Below are 22,066 nucleotides of genomic sequence, written 5' to 3' on the forward strand. Positions count from 1 at the left end.
AATTAAACGCATGACTAATTCCGCGCTGGTCATCGACGGCCTGCGGGTCGTCCGGGGTGGCCGGGAAGTGCTGCGCGACGTGAGCTTCCGCGTCGAGGCCGGTTCGGTCACCGGGCTGCTCGGGCCGAGCGGCTGCGGGAAGACCACGCTGATGCGCGCGGTCGTCGGCGTTCAGCTGACGCACGGCGGCACGGTCACGGTGCTCGGCGAACCGGCCGGAAGCCGCCTGCTGCGCAAGCGGATCGGGTACTCCACGCAGGCGCCGGCCGTCTACGCAGACCTCACGGTCACCGAATCCCTGCGCTACTTCGCCTCGGTGCTGGGCGCACCGTCCCGGTCGGTCAAAGACGCGATCGAACAGGTCGGCCTCGGTTCGCACGCCGACGCGCTGGTCGGCAGGCTCTCCGGCGGCCAGCGCAGCCGGGCCAGCCTCGCCGTCGCGCTGCTCGGCAAACCCGAACTGCTCGTGCTCGACGAGCCGACCGTCGGCCTGGATCCGTTGCTGCGCGAGCATTTGTGGCACCTTTTCCATCGGCTCGCCGCGGACGGCACCACGCTTCTCGTGTCGAGCCACGTCATGGACGAAGCGGCCCGCTGCACCCGATTGCTGTTGCTGCGCGACGGCGCGCTGCTCGCCGACGATTCGCCGGACGCCCTGCGCGCGGCCACCGGTGAACAAGACCTCGAACGCGCGTTCCTGCACCTGGTGAAGGCTCAGCGATGACTGTCTCGATCACTCTCGCCACCACCCGCCGGATTCTCGCCCAGCTGCGGCACGATCCACGCACCGTCGTCATGCTCATTCTCGTGCCGACACTGCTGATGGTGTTGCTGCGCTTCGTGTTCAACTCGGCCGAGGTGTTCAGCCGGATCGCGCCCGCGCTGCTCGGCGTGTTCCCGTTCGTGATCATGTTCCTGATCGCCTCGATCACCACCCTGCGCGAGCGCACCGCGGGCACCCTGGAACGGCTGATGACCATGCCGCTGGGGAAATTCGACCTGCTCGCCGGGTACGCGCTGGCCTTCGGGCTGGTCGCGGTGCTGCAGGTGGCGGTCGCGGCGGCGGTCAGCCTGTGGTGGCTCGGGCTGTCGGTGGCCGGTTCGGTGTGGTCGCTGCTGCTGATCACCGCGCTCGACGCGTTGCTGGGCATGGCGCTGGGCCTGTTCGTGAGCGCGTTCGCGACGAGCGAGTTCCAGGCCGTGCAGTTCATGCCGCTGTTCGTGCTGCCGCAAACGTTGCTGTGCGGGCTTTTCCAGCCACGCGACGAGATGGGCTGGGTGCTGCACTGGCTGTCGGACGTGATGCCGCTGTCCTACGCCGTCGAAGCGCTGACTCAGGTGACGCACAGCGCGGAGTGGACGATGACGTTGACCCGCAACATTCTTATCGTGCTGGGATGCGCGGTGCTGGCGTTGGGCCTTGGGGCGGCGACGCTGCGCCGTCGTACGCCTTAGAGTCGCCTCGCCGCCACCTCGTAAGCCGCACGGTTGCGGTTGAGCCATTTCGCGAAGTACTGGTCTGACTGCGCGTAGACATATCCGGGCGGGACAAACAAAACGGCGAAGACCGCGAAGGTGCCAAGCCCGAAGATCGCCAGCTTCAGCACGGCGTCCGGCGGGTTGCTGGACATAAAGGACAGTCCACATACGACTGCGGCAAGAAGGCCCATTCCCGCTGCGGCAAAGAAAGCCCCGCGCACATTCCCCGGGGTACGCCCAGCGGGCGGGTGCGAACCCGGTTTCAACGCGCGTTCGGTCGCAGGCCTGCTGCGCCAGATCAGCGTTCCGCCGAGCCACAGGACCGCGAAGAAGACTCCACCGCCCGCCAGGCTGAACCCGCCTGCGGCGGAGTGGGCCAGCACTCCGACCAGAAGCCCGCTGACACCGAAGAGCCCGGCGAGGCTGGCCGTCATCACCCGGTAGACCCGGCGAGTGGTGACGATCGCCTGCAGCCGGACGGTGTAGTCGCGCAGCCGTTGTTCGGGAGTGTCCGCGACCGCGCGGACCTGGTACCCGCTCACGGCTTCCGGACGAAACCGGCCGCGCGAAGCCGCTCGGTCTCGCGGATGTCGAGGTGCGTGCGCACCCCGTTCCCGACGGTGGTGTCTCCGTTCAGCACACCGAGCGCGATGATCACGAACCCGAGCGTGCGGATCAGCATCGCCCAGCCCGCCTTGCCGAGCCCGATCCGGCCGCCGTCGCGGAGCCGGACGAGGCGGATGCCGTTGAACAGCGCGCCGAGGCCGCGGCCGTTGCCGTAGAACCAGCCGTACAGCAGCGGCACCACGATCAGCCCCGCCACCCCGATCACGCTCGCCCCGACCGCGGCGTCGAAGGCGTTCGACTTGAAGTAGTACGCCGCCGCCGCGGCCGCGGAGACGCCGGTGACCAGGAGGAAGTCGACCAGCCAAGCCCAGAGCGTGGAAGCGGTGCGTGCCTCGACGTACAGCTCGCCGTTCTCGAACGCACGGATCCGCGCCGCCGCGCCCTTGCCGAGGACGGGTTCGGCCTGCGTGCGGAGGCGGGCCATGGCGTCTTGCTCAGTCTTCACGCCATTCTCGACGCCGCGCGCGAGCCACGGGTTCCCCAGGCGGGCGTAAATCACCCTCGGCTCAGGCGAAGCTGTAATCCTCCAGCGGGAACCGCGCCGCCTCCCGGTGCGCGCTGATCGTCGACGTCGGACGCAGCAGGGTCGCCTCGCCGTGCTGGTTGAAGTAGTAGCTGTTGGCGGTCGCGCACTGGCCGAGCGCGAACACCGAGTGCCCGACCTTGTGTTTCATCCGGCCGAGGAACTCGTCGTTCGCCCGCTGGGTCACCTCGAACACGTCCGAGCCGCGTGCGCGCATCCCCTTGAACAGCCGGTCGAGGTGCTTCATCTGGCATTCGATGGTCGTGAAGTACGACAGCCCGCTGTAGGAATACGGGCTGTTGAGCGACACCAGGTTCGGGAACCCGGGCACGGTCACGCCCTCGTAGGCCTGGAACCGGTTGTCCCGCCACCATTTCCCGAGGTTCTTGCCATCCTTCCCGATGATCTCGATCGCCGGGAAGTTCACGTCCCACAGGTTGAAGCCGGTGGCCAGCACGAGCGTGTCGACCTCGGTGCGTTTGCCGTCCGCCGTGACGATCCCGGTCTCGTCGATCCGCTCGATGCCGGTGGTTTCGAGGTGCACGTGCGGGCGGGTGAAGGCCGGGAAGTAGTCGTTGGAGAACGTCGGCCGTTTGCAGCCGAAGGAGTAGTCCGGGGTGAGCTTGCGGCGCAGTTCGGGGTCACGGACCTGGCGGTACAGGTGCGCGCGGCACCAACGTTCGGCGATCCGGTTGGCGCCGCGGAACTGCTTGTACTGCACGACGCCGGAGATCATCATCAGCTCCAGCACGGAACTGCCCGCCAGCCGCACCGCGCGCTGCACCAGCGGCAGCTTCGCGAACGCCTGCTGCAGCGGTTTCGGCACGGCGTAGTCCGGCTTCGGGCTGACCCAGATCGGCGTGCGCTGGTAGACGGTCAGTTCCGCGGCGACCTTGGCGATCTCCGGGATGAGCTGGACGGCCGTCGCGCCGGTGCCGATCACCGCGGCGCGTTTGCCGGCGAGGTCGTAGCTGTCGTCCCACGCGGTGGTGTGGATGACCTTGCCCGCGAACCGGTCGATGCCCTCGATGTCCGGCATCTTCGGCTGCGACAGGAACCCGGTGGCGGTGAGCAGGTACTTCGCGGTGACCGTCTCGCCGCCTTCGATGCTGACCCGCCAGTTCGAGCCGTCCCAGGTCGCGCCGGTCACCACCGTGCCGAACCGCATCGAGCCGCGCAGGCCGTACTTGTCCGCGACGTGCTCGGCGTACTTCTTCAGCTCCGCGCCCGGCGCGAACAGCCGTGACCAGTACGGATTGGGTTCGAACGAGTACGAGTAGGTGGACGACGGGATGTCGACGGCCAGCCCCGGGTACCGGTTGACGTGCCAGGTCCCGCCGAGATCGTCCTCGCGGTCGAGAATCAGCAGGTCGCGGTAGCCGAGACGGCGGAGCTGGATGGCCGCTCCCATGCCGCCGAAGCCCGCGCCGACGATGACCGCGTCGTACTGCGCGTCCATGTCCGACCTCTCGTCCGGAATTACTTGTCAGTAACGGAACGGTATGTCACTTCGGCGGGCATGGCAATACACTGCAGTGCGTGACAGCCCAGGAGAGCGCCCGCACCACCCGAGCCGAGCGCAAGAAACAGGAACTGCGCCGCGAGATCATCGACGCGGCGTTCGACTGCTTCGCCGACCTCGGCTACCACGCCACCGGCATCTCCGACATCGCCACGAAGCTCGGCATCGGGCACGGCACCTTCTACCGCTACTTCCAGAACAAGCGCGACATCGTCGACCACGTCATCGACGACCTGGTCGCTCGCATCGTCACCGCGCTCACCGCGGAGAACGCGCCGGACGCGGTGTCTACTTTGGACGCTTACCGTGAGCAGACCGCCCGGATCGGCGACGCGCTCGCGCAGATCTTCGGCGAGGACCCGCGCGTGCCTCGGCTGCTGCTGTTCGAAGCGGCCGGTATCGACAAAGCGATGGCGGCCCGGGTGCTGGACTTCTTCGAGCTGGCCACCGAGCTGACCGCGGCGTACCTGTCGCACGGCGTGGAACTCGGCTACCTGCGCGCGGACCTCGACGTCGACAACAGCGCGCGGGCGATCAACGGGATGATCCTGGCGTCGGCGATCGCCTCGCTGCGCAACCCGGATCCCGACGAGCAGCGCCGGCTGAGCGAGGCCGTGCGGCGGATGATGTACGACGGGATCGCGGCTAGACGAGAGTGACGCCGGTCAGCTTGTCGGGGTTGCGCACGAAGCACAGCGTCGACACGCCCGTTTCGCTCGCGCGGACGGTGACGGTGGTCGTCGCCTTGCCGTCCTGCAGGAAAACCGCGCCGGCGCCGCCGTTGATGATGGCCGGCACGATCGTCACGTCCTCCATAGTGGAGATTCCGATGAGGAACTGCGCGATCCGGTCCGGGCCGAACAACGGTTTGCGCGCGGCCAGTACCTTGCCGCCGCCGTCGGAGTACAGGACCGCGTCCGGCGCGATCAGTGCGGCGACCTTGTCGATCTCGCCGGACAGCACCGCGTCGGCGAGCTTCGCCAGTGCCTCGGCATCGCGATTTCCCTGATCTGGCAAGGAATCGCCGATCGCCGACGTCACCGCCCGTTGCGCGCGCGAGACGAGCTGCCGGGCCGCCGCGGGCGTGGTCTCCAGCACCTCGGCGACGGACGGGTAGTCGACGTCGAGCACCTTGCGCAGGACGTACGCCGCCGCTTGCTCCGGGCTCAACGTGCTGAGCACGAAATCGAGCGCCTGGCCCAAACCGTCGCGATGCAGCATCTCCCATTCCGGCGAATCCCCTGCGACCACCGGGTCCGGCAGCCAGGGACCGGGATAGTCCTCGCGTCGGCGCCGCTGCGCGCGGACCGCGTTGAGCGCCAGCCGCGAAACCATCACCGACAGAAACGCGTGCGGGGTGCGGACCGTGTCGAGGTCCACGCGGGACCAGGTCTCCCACGCGTCCTGCACGACGTCCTCCGCGTCGTAGCGCGATCCGGTGATGTGGAAGGCGGCGGCGAGCATCGTCGACCGATGCGCGGTGAAGACGGCACCGTGATCCATAACGGTCAAGTCTAAGCACCCGCCGGCCACGAGTAGCGGCCCGCGCGATCCCGCTCCTGCGTCAGCCATCGCACGGTCATCCGGCAGATCGTCTCCTTGACGAGCCCGCCTGCCCGCCCGTCGATCGCGAGGGCGCGCTCGGTGTCGTCCGGGTGCAGGAACTGGACCCGGCCGCGTCCGCTGCCGAGATCCGTGCACTGGAGCACGTAGCCCATCCGGAACGGTTTCCCGGCCCGTCCTTCGCGGCGCGCGGAGATGACGTCGGCGACATGCGCGCCCATCGGCAACGCCGTCGCGCACGCGGCGCGGAAGGAGCTGTGCACGGCGTCGCCCGCGCCGAGGATGTTCGGATGCCCGGGCACGGTCAGCTGCTCGTCCACCAGCAACCGGCCGAACTCGTCCACCGGCAGTCCAGAATCGGCGGCGAGGTCCGGCATGGTGAATCCGGTGGTCTCCACGACGAGGCCGTCGAGCTCGGCCGGGTCTACGCGGCCGACCTGGAGCTCGACCCCTTGTTTGGCGAGAAACCGCAGGTGCGCCTGGATCGCGCGCCGGTCCGGGACGGTGGAGACCAGCTTGACCGCACGCCCAGCCTCGCGGAGCGCCCCGGCCAGTTCGACCCCGGTCAGGCCCGCGCCGACGATGGTGACCGGAGCGTCCGGTGCTTCGGCGAGGGCGGTGCGGAGCCGCTCGGTTTCGTGCTCGGAGACGATCCGGTAGGTGCCGTTTTGGTGGCTGGCCCCGGATCCGACCGCGTAGACGAGGGTGTCGTACGGCAAGTTCTCGCCGGAGGCTAGCTGGACCTTGTCGTCACCGATCTTGATCGCAGTGTCCTGGATGACCTCGACGGCGGGGTTCAGGACGGTCCCGAGGCCGAGCCGGGCGTTTTCCCGGAGGCCGGTCGCCACGCGGTGGAGCCGGATTCGCTCGACAAACCACGGGTCCGGGGTGACCAGCACCACTTCCTCGCCGCGTCCGGCGAGCCGGTTCGCTGCCATGACCCCGGCGTATCCCGCGCCGAGCACTGTCGTGGGCATGCTGTCCTCCTCCGCTTGGACGTCTTTCAGCGGATGGACACCGGTCGCGGAAAATCTGTGACAGCTTCAGATGAGACGGGACAGATAGGTGCTGTTCGGGTCGTCCCGGTAGCTTCCGAAGGGCGCGCAAGGGGTGAAGCCCGCTCGCGTGTACAAGGCGCGGGCCGGGGCGAAGAAGTCCATGCTGCCGGTCTCCAGGGAGATCCGTTCGATGCCGCGGTTTTTCGCGTCTTGGAGCAGATAGTCCAGCAGGGATCGGGCGATGCCTTGCCCGCGCCGGGCGGGGTCGGTGCGCATGCTTTTCAGCTCCTCGTGCCGTGGCTCCAGCGTCGCCAGTGCGGCGGTGCCGACGAGGTGCCGGTCGTCCCGGACAGTCCAGAGCCGGACGTGGGGACGCTGGAGCGCGGCCAGGTCGAGGGCATGCCTGCTCTCGGCTGGGGAGGTGGGCGCGAGGTCGTCCAAGTGTGCCTGCAAGAACCGCCGGAGCTGCGGGTCCGCGAAGTCAGCACGCTCGATCAGCAGAGACATGGCCCCAGACTGCCCTGCGGATGTTTCACCGCTGTTACCTCGCGTACCTCGCGGGCTTGCGCGGTTCGTGAGGGCCACCCTGAGGGAATCAGAGTCCCTCAGGGTGGCCCTCACGGAAGGTTGCCGGAGGGTGAGCGACCTAGAGCGCCAACCGCGGCCAGGAAGCCGTGTCGCGCAACAACTGCCGGTCGTGTGTGGCCACCACCACCGCGGCGGGAGTCGACTGCAGAGCAGCGGTCAGCTCGTCGACCAGCGTCGCCGACAGATGGTTCGTCGGCTCGTCCAGCAGCAGGACCTGCGGGCGCGCGGCCAGCACCAGCGCCAGATCCAGCCGCCGCCTGGCTCCAGTCGACAGCTCGGCGATCGGACGGTGCCGGTCGTAGCCGCTGAGCAAGCCCGGGTCGGCCGAGCCCGGGAACCGTTGTTCGAGCAGTTCGGCGGCGGTGCGCCTGCCCGGGAGATCGGATTCCTGGCCCAGCCAGCCGATCCGTACCGACCGTCCACTCGCGACGGTGCCCGACGTCGGCTCCAGCGCCCCGGCCAGAACCGCCAGCAACGTCGACTTCCCAGCCCCGTTCGGGCCGGTGACGACGAGCCGGTCCGCGCCGCCGAGGGTCAGGTCGACCGGGTGGTCCAGCCGTCCGGCGACGGTCACCCCGGCGGCCCGCAGCGCGACTGTTCCTTGGTGCTGAGGCAGTTCCGGCATGACGAACCGCGCCGGTGGCGGCGGAACAGCCACCACGTGCGCGCTCAGATCCTCCTGCCGACGGTGCACAGCTCGGACCAAGCCGGGTGCCCGAGTCGCGCGGGTGTGCTTGCCGTGGCCCTTTTCCGGACGCCAGTTGTCGCGCAATCGGTTCTGTGCGGCGGAAAGGTCGTCCGCGAGACGCTGCCGTTCCGCGAGTTGCTCGGCGTGCAGCGCCTCCCATCGGGCCCGTTCGGCCTGCCTGGCCTCGACGTACGCCGAATAGCCGCCGCCATAGCCGCGCGGACGGCCGTCGCTCGACGGGTCGAGGTCCAGCACCGACGTGGCGACGTCGGCGAGCAACGCACGGTCGTGGCTCACCAGCACGACCACGCCCGGGTAAGCGCGCAGCCGTTCGGTGAGGTGCGCCAGACCGGACGCGTCGAGGTGGTTGGTCGGTTCGTCCAGCAGCAGCACGGAATGTCCCGCGCCGAGCAGGCACGCCAGCCGAACCCGATGCCGCTGCCCGACCGACAACGTGCCGAGCGGGCGGCTTCGATCGTCGACCGCGTTCAGCGCGGCCAGCGAAACCTCGACCCGCCGGTCCGCGTCCCAGGCGTCGAGGGCTTCGGCGTCCGAGAGCGCGGCGGCGAACGCGTCGTCCGCGCCGGGCCGCCCTTCGGCGAGCGCGGTCGTCGCAGCGTCCAAACAGGACAATGCGTTTCGTACCGCGGCCAGTTCGAGGTCGATCAGGTCACCGACGGTTTCCTGGTCTCCCAAGGGAAGCTGCTGGTCGGCGACGCCGATCGTGCCCGCGCGGCGGACCTCGCCGCGGTCGACCGGCTGGGTCCCGGCCAGCACGCGCAACAGGGTGGTCTTGCCGCGCCCGTTCTCGCCGACGATGGCGACCCGGTCGCCGGCCGCCGCGACCAGCTCGACCCCGGCGAGCACCGGAGCGCCGCCGAAGGCGACGTGGACGTCGGACAGCCGGACGTGCGCCGTGCGCACGAGCGCAGGCGAAAGCGGAGATGTCATGAGGGAAATGCCTCCGAAGAAACGTGATGAACAGCAAGGACGAGGGCCGGTGCCGCGAACGCGCGCGGTACCGGTGGAGGCGGTGCTCCCTCAGAGGTAGAGCTGGTGCTGTATCACGATCGCCAGGATAAGGATCTTCCCGGCGGTGCGCATCCGAATTTCACGCCGCGAGCGACGGGAGTTTCGCGGCGGTGCCGGGATCGGCGGGCAAGCAGGCGAACAGCTTCCGGCCGGTGTCGTCCATCGTGGACAGCTTGACGTAGTCGAAGGCGAGCAACCCGGCCCGCGGATGGTCGAACACGCGCCGGTTCCCGGTGAACGGCGCGACGTCGTGGGCGGCCCACCACTCGCCGAACTCCGGGCTCGCCTCGCGCAGCGCCCGCGTCAGCTCGGCCGCACGCGAATCCTCGGCCCGGTTGGCGGCGTCGGCGCGGTACTGCGCGAGGAGATTCCGGGCTTGGCCGGGCCAGTCGACCAGCAGCGTGCGGATCCGCGGCACGGTGAACACCAGCCACAGCAGGTTCCGTTCGGCATCGGGCAACAACGCCGGATCGCCGATCAACGCGGCCTCGGCGCGGTTCCACGCCACGAAGTCCCAATGCGCGTCGAGCACGTACGCCGGATTCGGGTCCAGTGCGTCGACCATGCCCTGCAGCGTCTGCGGAGAGGACTCCGGCACGCGGTCCGGCGGTTCCTCGGCGAGGGCGAAGAGATGCTGCCGCTCCGTCTCGGAAAGCCGCAGTTCCCGGGCAAGACTCGCCAGCACCTGCCTGCTGACAGTGATGTCCCGCGCCTGTTCGAGCCACGTGTACCAGGTGACGCTGACCCCGGCCAGCTGCGCGAGTTCCTCCCGGCGCAGTCCCGGCGCGCGCCGCCGCGGCCCGGCCGGGAGACCGACCTCGGCCGGGGTGAGCCGGTCGCGCCGCGAACGCAGGAAGTCCGCGAGAGCGCGTCGGCGTGCCGCGGATGACATGCGTTCCTCTCCGGTCCGGGTAGTGGTGATACCAGCATATTCGCCCGCTACCCCCGCGCCCGGCCCGCTGCCGACGATCAGGACATGCACACCGTTGTTCCCCGTACCCCGTGGCGCACGCTCGCGATCCTGCTCATCGGCGTCTTCATGGCGGTCTTGGACACGTTCATCGTGTTCGTGGCCGCACCCGCGATCCGAGCCGACCTCGGCGCCTCGCCCGCCGAACTCCAGTTGCTGCTCGCCGGTTACCAGCTCGCGTACGCCGTCGCGCTGATCACCTTCGCGCGGCTCGGCGATCTCCGCGGCCGCAAACCGGTGTTCCTGGCCGGGCTGTTGCTGTTCACCGCCGCCTCAGCCGCGTGCGCCGCCGCGCCGGGAGCGGGTTGGCTGGTCGCCGCGCGGTTCGTGCAGGGGCTCGGAGCCGCGGCGATGTTCCCGCAGGTGCTCGCGATGATCCACGTCGTGGTCCCCGGCCCGCAGCGGCCGCGGGCGTTCGCGGTGCTCGGCGCGGTCATCGGACTGTCCGGTGTCACCGGCCAGCTGCTGGGCGGGGTGCTCGTGACCGCGAATCTCTTCGGCAGCCCGTGGCGGCCGATCTTCTGGGTCAACGTCCCGGTCGGGCTGAGCGCCCTCGTGCTCGCCGCCCGGTTCCTGCCGCGGACCCCGCCGAACCGCACCGCCAGGCTGGACCTGCGCGGCACCGCGGTGCTGACCGTCGCCCTCACGCTGCTCGTCGTGCCGCTCATCACCGGACGGGAAGCGGGCTGGCCGCTGTGGTCCTGGTGCAGCATCGCCGGAGGCAGCCTCGCGATGGCGGTTTTCGCTGCGGTCGAACGCCGGGCACCCGCGCCGCTGGTTCGCCCGGGGTTGGTGCGGCAGCGCGAATTCAGCCTCGGCATGGGCCTCGTGCTGCTCACCTACGCCGGGATCAACTCGTTCTTCCTCGTGCTTTCCCTTGCCCTGCAAGACGGTCTGGGCCTCAGCCCGCTCGGTGCCGCGCTGACGTACCTGCCCTTCGCCGCCGCCTTCCTCGCGATGAGCCTCCTCGGCGACCGCGTGCCCCGAGCGCCGCTGACCGGCGCGGCGACCGCCGGGGTCGGCTACGCCGTCCTGATCACGCTGTCGGCCACCCTCGGCACCGGCTGGTCGTTCGTCCCCGCGCTGGCGCTCATCGGCGCAGGTCAGGGCCTGCTCGTGCCGCCGCTGCTGAACCACGTCCTGGCCGCCGTCCCACACGCCGACGCCGGGATGGCCTCCGGCGTACTCGCGACCGGCCAGCAAATCGGCGGAGCAGTGGGCGTAGCGGTGATCGGCGCGATTTACTACTCCACGCTCGACGGAGCACCGCTGCACGCGCTCGCGCTCGCCTGCGGCGGAATTCTGGCTCTCACCACCGGCGCGATAGTGGTTCTTCGGCTGCTGCCGCGCCGGTGAACGCTCGGACCGCCAGCACGATCGGGAGCGGAGTGCCGGTCTCGGCGAACCGGTCGAGCGTCAGCCCGGCGTCGAGGAACCCGTTCACCAGCTCCGGCAGCGGCCAGTGCGTCGCACCGACTTTGTCGCGAATTCCCCGATCGGTCCACGATTCCTTGGTCCAGTGCCGGTCGAGATAGCCAGGGCGGACGACCACCGCGGCCGGATCGCCGCGGTCGGCGAACCCTCCGCAGAAGCAGGGATGGACGCCGACGTGCACGAACACCCCACCCGGCCGCAGCACCCTGGCCACCTCGCGCAGCACGGCGAAATACGCGGGCATGTCGGTGTGCACCAGCACCGCGACGACCGCATCGACGCTGCTGTCCCGCACCGGCAACCGCGTGGCGTCGGCCTGGGCGATCGGCAGCCTGGCGCGGGCGTGCCGCAGCATCCCGCCGGACAGGTCGACTCCGACTGGCGTCCAGCCCAGCTCCCGCACCAGGCCCGCGTGCACACCGGTGCCGCAGCCGAGCTCCAGGCACACACCGCTGCCGTTGCCGAGAAGATCCCGCAACGCGTCGGCACCGGGGTTCACCGGCTGGGCGCGCAGAAACTCCTCCTCGTACCAATCCGCGATCTCGTCATAGGCCGCCACCGCTCCAGTGCACTACCGAACCGCCCGTGGCCGCCACTGATTACGCGTTAGGCGAAGAAATCTTGCGAGCGCAGAGAATCGTGTCGTGCAATTCCCCGCCGGGAACCTTCCGCGTGCGGTTCTCGGCGACGGTGATCACCCACTGTCCGGCATCCAGGCCGACGTCGTGCACGGTGATCGTCGACTCCGGCGGATGCAGTTCCCCGTGGTGATGCCCGACCACCAGCAACGTCCCGCCCGGCGCGACCCACTCCGCGAGCCGCTCGAACAGCGGGCCAGCGGCGTGCACGTAGTGGGTGGCGATCAGGTCGAACTGCCCGTCCGGGGTCCATTTCAGCAGGTCAGCGCACACCCACTCGACCGCGCTCGACCGTTCGCGCGCGTGGCGCAGCACTTCCTCCGACAGGTCGACCGCCGTCACCCGCCATCCGTTCCCGGCGAGCCAGACCGCTTCGGTGCCCTCCCCGCAGCCGGCGTCCAGCGCGCGTCCGGGCGGGAGTTTCCCCGCCTGCTCGACCAGCTGCGGATGCGGTTCGAGCTGCGCGTGCCCGGCCGCGCCTGCCCAGTGCTCGTCCCAATAGGACTGATCGAATGTGTGCGGCACAAGAAGTTCCTTTCCCGATTCCCGTTCCAGCTTGCGAACCCTCCGGCACGACTGGCAAGCAACCTTGCCAATCTGTCAAACTCGGAAGATGGACGACGACCGTGCCCTGGACGCAGTCGGCCCCCGGCTGCGCGAACTGCGCCGGAAGCGGGAGGTCACGCTCGCCGAACTGGCCGCGCGAACCGGCATCGCGGCCAGCACGCTGTCCCGGCTGGAATCCGGCAACCGGCGGCCCACCCTGGAACAGCTGCTGCCCTTGGCCCGCGCGCACGGCGTGACCCTCGACGAACTGGTCGACGCCCCGCAGACCGGCGACCCGCGCATCCACCTCCGCCCGATCAGCGGCGCCGACGGGATGACGATCCTTCCGCTGACGCGCCGTCCGGGCGGGATCCAGGCGTACAAATTCATCCTGCCCGGACGACGGAAACAGCGGGAACCCGATCCCAAAACGCACGAGGGCTACGAATGGACTTATGTCCTCAATGGACAGTTAAGGCTGGTGCTCGGCGAACACGACATGACGCTTTCCCCCGGTGAGGCAGCGGAGTTCGACACCCGGGTACCGCACTGGTTCGGCGCGGCTTCGGCGGAACCGGTCGAGTATTTGTGCTTGATCGGGCGGCAGGGACAACGTGCGCATGTGCGGGCAGCGCCCAAGGCATGACCGAGGCGGGCAATCCGAAGGCGGGAAGTGCTCCGGACGTAGCGCGGAGCGACTGTCGCCAAGTGCGGGCGGGGACGTACCGAGACGGTCCGGCAGGCGCGAGCCGGGGCAGAGTTCACCGAGGTCACCGACGATTCTGCCGTATCCAGCCGGTCTCACCTGGCAACCACTACCGAGGAGACCTGGAATGACCACCACCTGGCCGCAGATCCACACCGAACGCGCCGCGCTGGCCGACGACCTCGCCGGACTGTCCGACGCCCGATGGAGCACGCTTTCGCTGTGCGACGGGCTCTCCGTCCGAGAGGTGCTGGCCCACCTCACCGCGGGCGCGTCGCTCACGCCGTTGCGCTGGATGGCCGGCGTGCTGCGCTGCCGTTTCGACTTCGATCGGCAGGTCGCGATGCGATTAGCCGAGCATCTCGGCGACCGCCCGGCCGACGCGTTGGCCCGCTTCCGCCGGGTCATCGCCAGCACGACCAAACCGCCGTTGCCGGTCGTCGCGATGCTGGGCGAGATCGTCGTGCACGGCGAGGACATCCGCCGCCCGCTCGAGATCCGTCGCGAGCATCCGGTCGACACACTCACCACGGTGGCCCGCTACTACTTCGGCTCCGATCTCGTCGTGCTCGCCAAGGGGCGCGTCCAAGGCCTCCGTCTCGCGGCGACCGACAGTGACTTCTCCGGCGGCTCGGGACCACTCGTGTCCGGCCCGACAATCGCGCTGATCATGGCGATGACCGGCCGTTCCCGGTACCTCGACGAACTGGACGGCGACGGCGTCGAGACCCTGCGGCAGCGCTGACGGGGCTTGCACTCCGCCGCCAAGAGTTCTATAACAGTGGAGACAGTTATAGAACTCTAAGGAGATGTCCATGCGCACCCCGACCCAGAAAGGACGCTTCGGGGAGTACGGCGGGCGCTGGGTGCCGGAATCCCTGGTGCCCGCCTGCCTCGAAGTCGCCGACGCGTTCGAGAAAGCCTGGGCCGACCCCGGCTTCCGCGAGCAGCTCCAGACGATGCTCGCCCGGCACGTCGGCCGGCCCACGCCGCTGACGCCCGCCGAGCGGTTGTCCGCCGAACTCGGCGTGACCGTCGCACTGAAGCGGGAAGACCTCACGCACACCGGATCGCACAAGATCAACAACGCGGTCGGCCAGGCACTGCTCGCGCGGCGGATGGGCAAGCGGCGGCTGATCGCCGAGACCGGGGCCGGGATGCACGGCGTCGCGACGGCCACCGCGGGCGCTCTGCTCGACCTGCCGGTCACGGTGTTCATGGGCGAGCAGGACGTCGAACGCCAGTCGCACAACGTGTTCCGCATGCGCTACCTCGGCGCGGAGGTCGTCCCGGTCCGCGGCGGCAGCCGCACGCTCAAGGACGCGACCAGCGAGGCGATGCGGCACTGGGTCAGCTCGACCGAGGAGGCGCACTACTGTCTCGGCTCGGTCGTCGGGCCGCATCCGTATCCGTGGATGGTGCGGGAATTCCAGCGCGTGATCGGCGAGGAGGCTCGCGAGCAGTACGCGGCGACCCCGGATTTCGTCGTCGCGTGCGTCGGCGGCGGGTCCAACGCGGCGGGCACCTTCGCGGGATTCGCCGACACCAGCGCGCGGCTGGTCGGAGTGGAAGCGATCGGCGGATCGGGCGCGACGTCCGGCCAAGCCGGCGTGCTGCACGGTTCACGGTCGCTGTTCCTGCAGGACAAGCACGGGCAAATCCTCGAAGCCCACTCGATCGCGGCCGGGCTCGACTATCCCGGTGTCGGACCGGAACACGCGCACCTGCGCGACCTCGGCCGGGCACGATACGTCGCGGTCAATGACGAAGCAGCGGTCGCCGCGGCGGCGCAATTGGCTCGCACCGAAGGAATCATCCCGGCCCTCGAATCCGCGCACGCGCTCGCCTGGGTGGCCGAAGCCGCTGGCACGCCAGACCTTCCGGCGGGCTCGACGGTCTTGCTCACCCTGTCCGGCCGCGGCGACAAGGACATCGCCACGCTCATCGCCCGCTCCGAGGAGTCCCGCGCATGAAAACCGACCGCAAAGTCTTGATGCCGTACCTCACCGGCGGAATCAATCCACAGTGGACGGACTATCTTCCGGCATTGGTCGAAGCCGGTGCGGACGCGATCGAAGTCGGCATCCCCTTCTCCGACCCGACGCTGGACGGCGCGACCATCCAGGAGGCGTCCACCGTCTCGCTCACCAACGGAACCACTCCGCAGAGCGTCCTCAATGAACTGCGTGAGACCACAGTGGACGTTCCGATCATCGTGAGCACCTACGCCAACTTGGCTGTCCGCAAGGGCTTCTGCGCACAGTTGAAAGACGCCGGGGTGCAAGGCCTGATCGTGCCGGATCTCCCGCTGGAAGAAGTTCCCGCGATCGAAGACGGAATCGAGCTGGCACTGCTGGTCTCCCCCGCGACACCAACCGACCGCGCACACGAGATCGCCGCACGGAGCCGGGGTTTCGTCTACGCCGTCTCGGCCATGAGCACCACCGGCGAACGCGACCACCTGCCCGCCTCCGCGATCGAACTGGCCACCCGGCTGAAGAACGCCACCGACCAGCCGGTCCTGATCGGCTTCGGCATCTCCCAGCCGGCGCACGCCGCCGAGGCCGCCCGGGTGGCCGACGGCGTGATCGTGGGCGCGGCGATCATGCGGCGGGTGCTCGACGGCGCTGGTCCGGCGCGGGTAGGCGAGTACGTCGCGACCCTGCGAGCCGCGCTGGACTAGAATCCGCTGGTCAAGGCAGAACTGGACCAGAACGGACGCGCATGGCCCGATACCGAGCGATCGCCGCGGATCTCGCCGCGAAGATCCGTGCCGGGGAGTACGCGCCCGGCGAGGCCCTGCCGCCGCAGCGGGAGCTCAGCGCGTCCTATGGCGTCACGCTCATGACGCTCCGCCAGGCGCTGCGCGAACTCAGCGACGAAGCCCTGATCGTGCAACAACCCGGCCGCGGCACCTTCGTGGCGCCGACGCCGGCCTCGTACCAGCTGGGCTCCTTGCGCAGCTTCACCGAGGACCTGCGCGATCAGGGTTACGTCGTGCGCACCGAGGTCGTCAGCCAGTCAGTACGGCGGCTGCCCGCTCGCGTCGCCGCGCGGCTGCAGGCTCGGGCCACCGATTCCGGCCTGCGGCTGGAGCGAGTACGCGAATTCGGCGGCCGACGAGCGATCCATCAGGTGTCCTGGATCGCTCCCCCGCACGGAGAACGCTTGCGGGACAAAGATTTCACCGAGGTATCGCTCTACACCGCACTGTCCGAACTGGATGCCGTGGTGGACCGGGCCGCCGAAACCATCCGCCCGGACGCCCTCGACGACAAACTCGCCCGTCTCCTCGACGAACCCGTCGGCACCCCGGTCCTGGTCAGCGAACGCACCACCAGCGCCCCGGACGGCACGATCGTCGTCATCGACCGCGCGACCATTCTCGGCAGCATGATGCACATCAGCACCGAACGCGCCGCCAACCAGCTCTCCCTACGCTGGGGCGCCGGAAGCTGAACCACGGTGGCCGTGCGCCAAAACGGCCAGGTGCAACGAAAGCCGAGTGTCCGGATCGGACAATTCCACTCCAAGCAGCCGCTCGATCGTCGCCAACCGCGAATAAGCCGCCGGACGGCTCAGGTTCAGCGCCTTCGCGAACTCCGTCATCGAATAACCCGACTCGACAAACGCCCGCAACGTGGCGAACGCCCGGCTGGCCCGCGGTTCCGGCAACGTCAGCAACGGCCGCAGCTGAGCCTCGGTGAACTCGTGCAGCCGCGGATGTTCCCGCAACCACCACAACAATCCGCGCACCCCCAAGTCGCCAGCGCGCCGAAGTCCAGGCGCGCCAGGCGATTCGACGTCCGCGACATGCACCGCCTCCTGCAGCGCCGCCGGCAGTTCGCCGAGCCGCCGTACCGGTCCCGCCGCCCCAAACGCCGCCGCCAACCCGGCCGGAACACCGGCGACCACGCGCTCCAGCAACGCTTTCTCCGCAGCCGCCGAGGAACACGGGAACACCGCCGCCACCCGGCCTTCAGCCAGCACTCCGCCGATTCCGTCACTGGTCAGCACCGCGTCCAGCAGCGCCCGCTCCTGCCCAGTTTGGGCCGGACGGCACACGAGCACCGCGTAGTACGCCGCCGACGCCAGCCCCAACGCCCGGGCCCGCGCGCGGACCGAACCCTCGTCCGCGCCGTGCAGCAGATCCCGCAGCAAATCGCCCTGGGCTTCGATTTCCACCGACAGCGGCGAGCGTTCCAGCAACTTTCCGACGGTCAACGCCTCAGCCGCGCGTTCGAGCACCATCCACGCCGCCACCTGCTCCGCCGACCGAGCGGGCACGACCAGCCGACCCCAGCGTTCGCGCGGCGGCCCGACCGGGGTGCACAGCCACCCCTCCGGCCCACCCACCTCGGTCGCGGCGCGAAACGGGACTCGCCGGGACCGGGCGGGCCAATCGCGCAGCAGCGATTCCGCCGAACCGGCACCGGCGAACGCGAGCGCCCGATGCGTCCGGTCCTCCAGCACCACCGGCAGCCCGATCAAGTCCGCCGCGTGCGCGAGGACCGCGTCCGGTGCCTGCGAAGCCGACCCGACGGTGCTGAACGCCTCGTGCGCGCGCTCGGCCAGCCGCAACCGCTCGTAATGCGCGTTGACGATCCGCGCGTGCACGATCTCGGTCACCTCGATGAAGCGGACCGTGCTGCGCAGCTCCACCAGTGGAAACCGCGCCGCCCGAGCGGCCTGCACCAACCCGCTGGGCAACGCCTTCGGCCGCTCCCACGGGTCCACGACCAGCCCGATGGCACCCGCGTCGCGCAACGACCGCACATACGCCACTGGGTCGAAGCCCGGCTCGGTGAACGCCCGCCCGATGGAGAGCACCAGAACGTCGCTGGTCAGCGTCCCGGCGACGTCGCTCAGCTCGCTCACGTGCACCGATCGCACCGGCACGTCGACCGCGTCCGCCGCCGAGCGCACGACCGGGGAGCCGGCGGCCATCACGGGCAGCTCGAGGACGTCTCGCAGGGTCAGGTCCACGACCGCAGCATAACCCGACGAAATGTAAAGCCAGTGGTCGACAATGTGACGATTCGTCGGTTACCCGCGCCCCGTCCGAGAGGGACCCTCAGAGGGCGAATACCAGGAAGAAAGGTGGCTCGATGAGCGATTCCGTGCCGACGCTGTCCCAGTGGATCGCCGGCGGTGCCGTACCAGGCGCGCCGGACGGCTACGGGGACGTCACGAACCCGGCGACCGGGAAGGTCGCCGCGCGCGTGCCGCTCGGTTCGGCCGCGGACGCCGAGGCCGCGATCGCCGCCGCGAAAGCCGCGTTCCCCGCTTGGCGCAAGACTTCCCTGGCGAAGCGCAGCCGGATGCTGTTCCGGTTCCGCGAACTGCTCGACGCGCGCGCGTCCGAGCTCGCGGAGATCATCACCGCCGAGCACGGCAAGGTGCTGTCCGACGCGGCCGGCGAGGTCGCGCGCGGCCTGGAGGTCGTCGAGTTCGCCTGCGGAATCCCGCAGCTGCTCAAGGGCGCGGCGACGGCCAACGCGTCGACCGACATCGACGTCACCTCGCTGCGCGAGCCGCTCGGCCCGGTCGCGATCATCTCGCCGTTCAACTTCCCCGCCATGGTCCCGATGTGGTTCTTCCCGATCGCGATCGCGGCCGGGAACACCGTGGTGCTGAAGCCTTCGGAGAAGGTGCCGACCGCGGCGAACTGGCTCGCCGAACTGTGGCGCGAAGCGGGTCTGCCCGAAGGCGTGTTCAACGTGTTGCACGGCAACAAAACCGCGGTCGACGCGCTGCTGCACAGCCCGGACATCGAGGCGGTGTCGTTCGTCGGCTCGACCCCGATCGCGCAGTACGTCTACGAGACCGGCACCGCGAACGGCAAGCGCGTCCAGGCGCTCGGCGGCGCGAAGAACCACATGGTGGTGCTGCCCGACGCCGACCTCGACCTAGTCGCCGACCAGGCAGTCAGCGCCGGTTTCGGATCCGCGGGCGAACGCTGCATGGCGGTGTCGGTGGTGGTCGCGGTGGGCGAAGTCGCCGACGCGCTCGTGCCGCGGATCGCCGACCGCGCGAAGACGCTGGTGACCGGCGACGGCACCCGTGGCTGCGACATGGGACCGCTAGTCACCGAAGCAGCGAAGGACCGGGTGTCCGGCTATATCGCCGCCGGCGCCGAAGCTGGCGCGACGCTGGTGCTGGACGGCCGCGAAGGCAAGTTCGACGCGGACGGCAACGGGTTCTTCGTCGGCCCCACAGTGTTCGACCACGTCCGCCCGGACATGCCGATCTACACCGACGAGATCTTCGGCCCGGTGCTTTCGGTGGTGCGCGTGGAGACGTTCGCCGACGCGATCGAGCTGATCAACGCGGGACCGTACGGCAACGGCGCGGCGATCTTCACCAACGACGGCGGCGCGGCCCGCCGGTTCTCCGCCGACGTCGAGGCGGGCATGGTCGGCGTGAACGTCCCGGTGCCGGTCCCGGTGGCCTACCACTCGTTCGGCGGCCGGAAGAACTCGCTGTTCGGCGACACCCACGCGCACGGCGGCGAGGGCGTGCACTTCTTCACCCGCGCCAAGGTCGTCACCACCCGCTGGCCGGGCCCCGAACAGGGCGGCCTCGACCTCGGTTTCCCGCAGAACGTCTGAGAGGGATCTGCAATGGACACTCAGTCGGCAGCAGCCCGGCACCTGTGGATGCACTTCTCCCGCATGGGAAATTACCAGGACTCGCCGGTCCCGGTGATCACCCGCGGCGAGGGCGTGCACGTGTGGGACGACCGCGGCCGCCGCATCCTCGACGGGCTGGCCGGGCTCTTCGTCGTGCAGGCCGGGCACGGCCGCCGGGAACTCGTGGAAGTCGCCGCACAGCAGGCGAACGAGCTGGCGTACTTCCCGATTTGGGGCTATGCCACGAAACCCGCGGCGGAACTGGCCGAACGGCTCGCGCACCTCGCGCCGGGCGACCTCAACCGCGTCTTCTTCACCACCGGCGGCGGCGAAGCGGTCGAATCCGCGTGGAAGGTCGCGAAGCAGTACTTCAAGCTGACCGGAAAACCCGGCAAGCACAAGGTGATCAGCCGAGCGGTGGCCTACCACGGCACCCCGCACGGCGCGCTCGCGATCACCGGGCTGCCCGCGATGAAGAAGGACTTCGAGCCGCTCGCGCCGGGCGGCTTCCGCGTGCCGAACACCAACCTGTACCGGCATCCGGAATTCGCCGACGATCTCGAAGCGTTCGGCCGCTGGGCCGCGGACCGGATCGAGGAAACGATCCTGTTCGAGGGCGCGGACACGGTCGCCGCCGTCGTGCTCGAACCGGTGCAGAACTCCGGCGGCTGCCTCACCCCGCCGCCCGGGTACTTCGAACGGGTGCGGGAGATCTGCGACCGGCACGACGTGCTCCTGGTCGCCGACGAGGTGATCTGCGCGTTCGGCAGGCACGGCAAGACGTTCGCCAGCGAGAAGTTCGGCCTCCAGCCGGACCTGCTGACCTGCGCCAAGGGCCTGAGCTCCGGCTACAGCCCGATCGCCGCGCTGATCGCGTCGGACCGCGTGATGGAGCCGTTCCTCCGCGAAGGAGTCGGCTTCCCGCACGGCTACACCTTCGGCGGGCACCCGGTGTCGGCCGCGGTCGCGCTGGCGAACCTCGACCTGATGGAGCGGGAAGGACTCAACCAGCGCGTACTGGACAATCAGGACGCGTTCGGATCGACCCTCGGCAAGCTGCTGGACCTGCCGATCGTCGGCGACGTCCGCGGCGACGGCTATTTCTGGGCCGTCGAACTGGTCAAGGACAAGGCGACCCGCGAGACGTTCGACGCCGACGAGCGGGAACGCCTCGTCCGCGGCTTCCTGCCGGGGGCGTTGTTCGACCGGGGCCTCTACTGCCGTCCGGACGACCGGGGTGACGTGGTCGTCCAGTTCGCTCCGCCGCTGATCGCCGGGCAGGCGGAGTTCGACGAGATGGAACAGATCCTGCGGGACGCGCTGCTCGAGGCGCAAAAACTCGTCTGAGCCAGCTGGCGAGGGAGGAGGCCGGGACCGGCTGGTCCCGGCCTTCTTCCGTGCCGTCGCTTATCATGAGCGGCAGGAGTCCTAACCGCGAGGCGGCGCGCATGCCCGAGCACGAACCCGGCCTCGACCGGCGGCTGGCCGACGCCATCGAGCGGCTCGGGAACGGCTTGCGGGCGCTTTCTCAACGCAGCGCCCGCACACAAGGTCTTTCGCCGCTGCAACAACAGGCGGTGCTGTCCTTGTCCCGCCACCCCGCGCCGCGCCGCGAGGTGAACGCACTGGCCGCGGAATTCGACGTGACCACCCCGACGATGTCCGACGCGGTCAGCGCCCTGGAACGCAAGGAACTCCTCACCCGCTCACCCGGCTCGGACGGCCGACGCCGCCTGCTCACCCTGACCGACCGCGGCTTCGAGGTCGCCGCCGAGTTGTCGGCGTGGGATCAGCAGCTGGTGAGCTCGCTGGCCGCGACGCCGGAGCCGGACCGGGCCACGACCCTGCACACGCTGCTGCGGGTGATCGCGGATCTGCAGCGCGGCGGCGCGATCAGCGTGGCGCGGGTGTGCACGACGTGCCGGTTCTTCGGGCGCGACGAGCATCCCGACCCGAGGGCTCCGCACCACTGTCATTTGATGCGGAAACCGTTGGCGCTGAACGAATTGCGCACTGACTGCCCAGAACACGAACAATCACCAGCCTGACCCGTGCCGAAACCTCAAGCCACGCGTCCGTGAGGGGAACCCTGAGGGAATCAGATTCCCTCAGGGTTCCCC

The 22,066-nt window shown here is 69.5% G+C and carries 23 protein-coding genes; 12 read left to right on the top strand and 11 right to left on the bottom strand.

Features of this window, described 5'->3' with window-relative positions; all coding sequences use genetic code 11:
* Nucleotides 1–10: 10 nt before the first annotated feature.
* Nucleotides 11–724, top strand: coding sequence for an ABC transporter ATP-binding protein (locus ACZ7SW_RS44315; protein ID WP_470236379.1), 714 nt, complete (start codon nucleotides 11–13; stop codon nucleotides 722–724).
* Complete coding sequence (locus tag ACZ7SW_RS44320) at nucleotides 721–1,455, top strand: ABC transporter permease (RefSeq protein ID WP_470236380.1); 735 nt, start codon at nucleotides 721–723, stop codon at nucleotides 1,453–1,455. The genes ACZ7SW_RS44315 and ACZ7SW_RS44320 overlap by 4 nt, the downstream gene beginning before the upstream one ends.
* Here the strand turns inward: ACZ7SW_RS44320 and ACZ7SW_RS44325 are convergent.
* The 3 genes from ACZ7SW_RS44325 to ACZ7SW_RS44335 all read right to left on the bottom strand — a co-directional run bounded on the left by ACZ7SW_RS44325 (nucleotide 1,452) and on the right by ACZ7SW_RS44335 (nucleotide 4,088).
* Nucleotides 1,452–2,021 (bottom strand): hypothetical protein, encoded by a 570-nt coding sequence (locus ACZ7SW_RS44325; RefSeq protein ID WP_470236381.1) that lies wholly within the window; start codon nucleotides 2,019–2,021, stop codon nucleotides 1,452–1,454. The two genes, ACZ7SW_RS44320 and ACZ7SW_RS44325, sit on opposite strands and share 4 nt — an antisense overlap.
* Complete coding sequence (locus ACZ7SW_RS44330; protein WP_470236382.1) at nucleotides 2,018–2,551, bottom strand: RDD family protein; 534 nt, start codon at nucleotides 2,549–2,551, stop codon at nucleotides 2,018–2,020. The genes ACZ7SW_RS44325 and ACZ7SW_RS44330 overlap by 4 nt, the downstream gene beginning before the upstream one ends.
* Before the next feature lie 61 nt (nucleotides 2,552–2,612).
* Nucleotides 2,613–4,088 carry a flavin-containing monooxygenase gene (locus tag ACZ7SW_RS44335; protein ID WP_470236383.1) on the bottom strand — a complete coding sequence of 492 codons (1,476 nt, stop codon included), beginning with the start codon at nucleotides 4,086–4,088 and terminating at the stop codon, nucleotides 2,613–2,615.
* Between the two features lie 80 nt (nucleotides 4,089–4,168).
* Between ACZ7SW_RS44335 and ACZ7SW_RS44340 the strand changes: the two genes are divergently transcribed.
* Complete coding sequence (locus tag ACZ7SW_RS44340; protein ID WP_116201039.1) at nucleotides 4,169–4,810, top strand: TetR/AcrR family transcriptional regulator; 642 nt, start codon at nucleotides 4,169–4,171, stop codon at nucleotides 4,808–4,810.
* Here the strand turns inward: ACZ7SW_RS44340 and ACZ7SW_RS44345 are convergent.
* From ACZ7SW_RS44345 to ACZ7SW_RS44365, 5 genes are all read right to left on the bottom strand, one after another.
* Complete coding sequence (locus ACZ7SW_RS44345; RefSeq protein WP_470236384.1) at nucleotides 4,797–5,654, bottom strand: sigma factor; 858 nt, start codon at nucleotides 5,652–5,654, stop codon at nucleotides 4,797–4,799. The genes ACZ7SW_RS44340 and ACZ7SW_RS44345 overlap by 14 nt on opposite strands.
* Before the next feature lie 11 nt (nucleotides 5,655–5,665).
* Nucleotides 5,666–6,691 carry an NAD(P)/FAD-dependent oxidoreductase gene (locus ACZ7SW_RS44350; protein ID WP_470236385.1) on the bottom strand — a complete coding sequence of 342 codons (1,026 nt, stop codon included), beginning with the start codon at nucleotides 6,689–6,691 and terminating at the stop codon, nucleotides 5,666–5,668.
* A gap of 66 nt (nucleotides 6,692–6,757) precedes the next feature.
* Nucleotides 6,758–7,219 carry a GNAT family N-acetyltransferase gene (locus ACZ7SW_RS44355; protein WP_470236386.1) on the bottom strand — a complete coding sequence of 154 codons (462 nt, stop codon included), beginning with the start codon at nucleotides 7,217–7,219 and terminating at the stop codon, nucleotides 6,758–6,760.
* 139 nt (nucleotides 7,220–7,358) lie between these two features.
* Nucleotides 7,359–8,939 (bottom strand): ABC-F family ATP-binding cassette domain-containing protein, encoded by a 1,581-nt coding sequence (locus ACZ7SW_RS44360; RefSeq protein WP_470236387.1) that lies wholly within the window; start codon nucleotides 8,937–8,939, stop codon nucleotides 7,359–7,361.
* A gap of 160 nt (nucleotides 8,940–9,099) precedes the next feature.
* Complete coding sequence (locus ACZ7SW_RS44365; RefSeq protein WP_470236388.1) at nucleotides 9,100–9,912, bottom strand: helix-turn-helix transcriptional regulator; 813 nt, start codon at nucleotides 9,910–9,912, stop codon at nucleotides 9,100–9,102.
* Between the two features lie 84 nt (nucleotides 9,913–9,996).
* On the opposite strand from ACZ7SW_RS44365, the gene ACZ7SW_RS44370 reads away from it, so the two are divergent.
* Nucleotides 9,997–11,346 carry an MFS transporter gene (locus ACZ7SW_RS44370; protein WP_470236389.1) on the top strand — a complete coding sequence of 450 codons (1,350 nt, stop codon included), beginning with the start codon at nucleotides 9,997–9,999 and terminating at the stop codon, nucleotides 11,344–11,346.
* Here ACZ7SW_RS44370 and ACZ7SW_RS44375 read toward each other — a convergent pair.
* Nucleotides 11,300–11,983 (bottom strand): class I SAM-dependent methyltransferase, encoded by a 684-nt coding sequence (locus ACZ7SW_RS44375; RefSeq protein WP_470236390.1) that lies wholly within the window; start codon nucleotides 11,981–11,983, stop codon nucleotides 11,300–11,302. The genes ACZ7SW_RS44370 and ACZ7SW_RS44375 overlap by 47 nt on opposite strands.
* A gap of 40 nt (nucleotides 11,984–12,023) precedes the next feature.
* A complete protein-coding gene (locus ACZ7SW_RS44380) occupies nucleotides 12,024–12,587 on the bottom strand; it encodes a class I SAM-dependent methyltransferase (protein ID WP_470236391.1) in 564 nt (187 codons plus the stop codon).
* An 88-nt stretch (nucleotides 12,588–12,675) separates the two neighbouring features.
* Here ACZ7SW_RS44380 and ACZ7SW_RS44385 point away from each other — a divergent pair, with 88 nt between their 5' ends.
* The 5 genes from ACZ7SW_RS44385 to ACZ7SW_RS44405 all read left to right on the top strand — a co-directional run bounded on the left by ACZ7SW_RS44385 (nucleotide 12,676) and on the right by ACZ7SW_RS44405 (nucleotide 16,773).
* Nucleotides 12,676–13,254, top strand: a complete 579-nt coding sequence (locus ACZ7SW_RS44385; protein ID WP_470236392.1) for a helix-turn-helix domain-containing protein — start codon at nucleotides 12,676–12,678, stop codon at nucleotides 13,252–13,254.
* A gap of 187 nt (nucleotides 13,255–13,441) precedes the next feature.
* Nucleotides 13,442–14,059, top strand: a complete 618-nt coding sequence (locus tag ACZ7SW_RS44390) for a maleylpyruvate isomerase family mycothiol-dependent enzyme (protein WP_470236393.1) — start codon at nucleotides 13,442–13,444, stop codon at nucleotides 14,057–14,059.
* Between the two features lie 70 nt (nucleotides 14,060–14,129).
* Complete coding sequence (gene trpB, locus ACZ7SW_RS44395; RefSeq protein ID WP_470236394.1) at nucleotides 14,130–15,287, top strand: tryptophan synthase subunit beta; 1,158 nt, start codon at nucleotides 14,130–14,132, stop codon at nucleotides 15,285–15,287.
* Nucleotides 15,284–15,997 (top strand): tryptophan synthase subunit alpha, encoded by a 714-nt coding sequence (gene trpA, locus ACZ7SW_RS44400; protein ID WP_470236395.1) that lies wholly within the window; start codon nucleotides 15,284–15,286, stop codon nucleotides 15,995–15,997. The genes trpB and trpA overlap by 4 nt, the downstream gene beginning before the upstream one ends.
* A gap of 41 nt (nucleotides 15,998–16,038) precedes the next feature.
* Entirely contained in the window at nucleotides 16,039–16,773 is a 735-nt protein-coding gene (locus ACZ7SW_RS44405) for a GntR family transcriptional regulator (RefSeq protein ID WP_470236396.1), read from the top strand.
* On the opposite strand, the gene ACZ7SW_RS44410 is transcribed toward ACZ7SW_RS44405, so the two are convergent.
* On the bottom strand, nucleotides 16,750–18,300 hold the full coding sequence (locus ACZ7SW_RS44410) for a PucR family transcriptional regulator (protein ID WP_470236397.1): 1,551 nt from the start codon (nucleotides 18,298–18,300) through the stop codon (nucleotides 16,750–16,752). The genes ACZ7SW_RS44405 and ACZ7SW_RS44410 overlap by 24 nt on opposite strands.
* Nucleotides 18,301–18,422: 122 nt before the next feature.
* Between ACZ7SW_RS44410 and ACZ7SW_RS44415 the strand changes: the two genes are divergently transcribed.
* The 3 genes from ACZ7SW_RS44415 to ACZ7SW_RS44425 all read left to right on the top strand — a co-directional run bounded on the left by ACZ7SW_RS44415 (nucleotide 18,423) and on the right by ACZ7SW_RS44425 (nucleotide 21,994).
* Nucleotides 18,423–19,925: a CoA-acylating methylmalonate-semialdehyde dehydrogenase gene (locus tag ACZ7SW_RS44415; protein WP_470236398.1), complete on the top strand. Its 1,503-nt coding sequence runs from the start codon at nucleotides 18,423–18,425 to the stop codon at nucleotides 19,923–19,925.
* Nucleotides 19,926–19,937: 12 nt separating this feature from the next.
* Nucleotides 19,938–21,293, top strand: coding sequence for an aspartate aminotransferase family protein (locus tag ACZ7SW_RS44420; RefSeq protein ID WP_470236399.1), 1,356 nt, complete (start codon nucleotides 19,938–19,940; stop codon nucleotides 21,291–21,293).
* 101 nt (nucleotides 21,294–21,394) lie between these two features.
* Entirely contained in the window at nucleotides 21,395–21,994 is a 600-nt protein-coding gene (locus ACZ7SW_RS44425; protein WP_470236400.1) for a MarR family winged helix-turn-helix transcriptional regulator, read from the top strand.
* Nucleotides 21,995–22,066: the final 72 nt, after the last annotated feature.

The organism is Amycolatopsis sp. NPDC114484, from assembly GCF_055633755.1.

Excerpts from the sequence above, each read along its gene's own strand:
- ACZ7SW_RS44315 (WP_470236379.1), top strand. The coding sequence starts at position 11 with ATGACTAATTCCGCGCTGGTCATCGACGGCCTGCGGGTCGTCCGGGGT.
- ACZ7SW_RS44320 (WP_470236380.1), top strand. The coding sequence starts at position 721 with ATGACTGTCTCGATCACTCTCGCCACCACCCGCCGGATTCTCGCCCAG.
- ACZ7SW_RS44335 (WP_470236383.1), bottom strand. The coding sequence starts at position 4,088 with ATGGACGCGCAGTACGACGCGGTCATCGTCGGCGCGGGCTTCGGCGGC.
- ACZ7SW_RS44345 (WP_470236384.1), bottom strand. The coding sequence starts at position 5,654 with ATGGATCACGGTGCCGTCTTCACCGCGCATCGGTCGACGATGCTCGCC.
- ACZ7SW_RS44350 (WP_470236385.1), bottom strand. The coding sequence starts at position 6,691 with ATGCCCACGACAGTGCTCGGCGCGGGATACGCCGGGGTCATGGCAGCG.
- ACZ7SW_RS44355 (WP_470236386.1), bottom strand. The coding sequence starts at position 7,219 with ATGTCTCTGCTGATCGAGCGTGCTGACTTCGCGGACCCGCAGCTCCGG.
- ACZ7SW_RS44360 (WP_470236387.1), bottom strand. The coding sequence starts at position 8,939 with ATGACATCTCCGCTTTCGCCTGCGCTCGTGCGCACGGCGCACGTCCGG.
- ACZ7SW_RS44365 (WP_470236388.1), bottom strand. The coding sequence starts at position 9,912 with ATGTCATCCGCGGCACGCCGACGCGCTCTCGCGGACTTCCTGCGTTCG.
- ACZ7SW_RS44370 (WP_470236389.1), top strand. The coding sequence starts at position 9,997 with ATGCACACCGTTGTTCCCCGTACCCCGTGGCGCACGCTCGCGATCCTG.
- ACZ7SW_RS44385 (WP_470236392.1), top strand. The coding sequence starts at position 12,676 with ATGGACGACGACCGTGCCCTGGACGCAGTCGGCCCCCGGCTGCGCGAA.
- ACZ7SW_RS44390 (WP_470236393.1), top strand. The coding sequence starts at position 13,442 with ATGACCACCACCTGGCCGCAGATCCACACCGAACGCGCCGCGCTGGCC.
- trpB (WP_470236394.1), top strand. The coding sequence starts at position 14,130 with ATGCGCACCCCGACCCAGAAAGGACGCTTCGGGGAGTACGGCGGGCGC.
- trpA (WP_470236395.1), top strand. The coding sequence starts at position 15,284 with ATGAAAACCGACCGCAAAGTCTTGATGCCGTACCTCACCGGCGGAATC.
- ACZ7SW_RS44405 (WP_470236396.1), top strand. The coding sequence starts at position 16,039 with ATGGCCCGATACCGAGCGATCGCCGCGGATCTCGCCGCGAAGATCCGT.
- ACZ7SW_RS44415 (WP_470236398.1), top strand. The coding sequence starts at position 18,423 with ATGAGCGATTCCGTGCCGACGCTGTCCCAGTGGATCGCCGGCGGTGCC.
- ACZ7SW_RS44420 (WP_470236399.1), top strand. The coding sequence starts at position 19,938 with ATGGACACTCAGTCGGCAGCAGCCCGGCACCTGTGGATGCACTTCTCC.
- ACZ7SW_RS44425 (WP_470236400.1), top strand. The coding sequence starts at position 21,395 with ATGCCCGAGCACGAACCCGGCCTCGACCGGCGGCTGGCCGACGCCATC.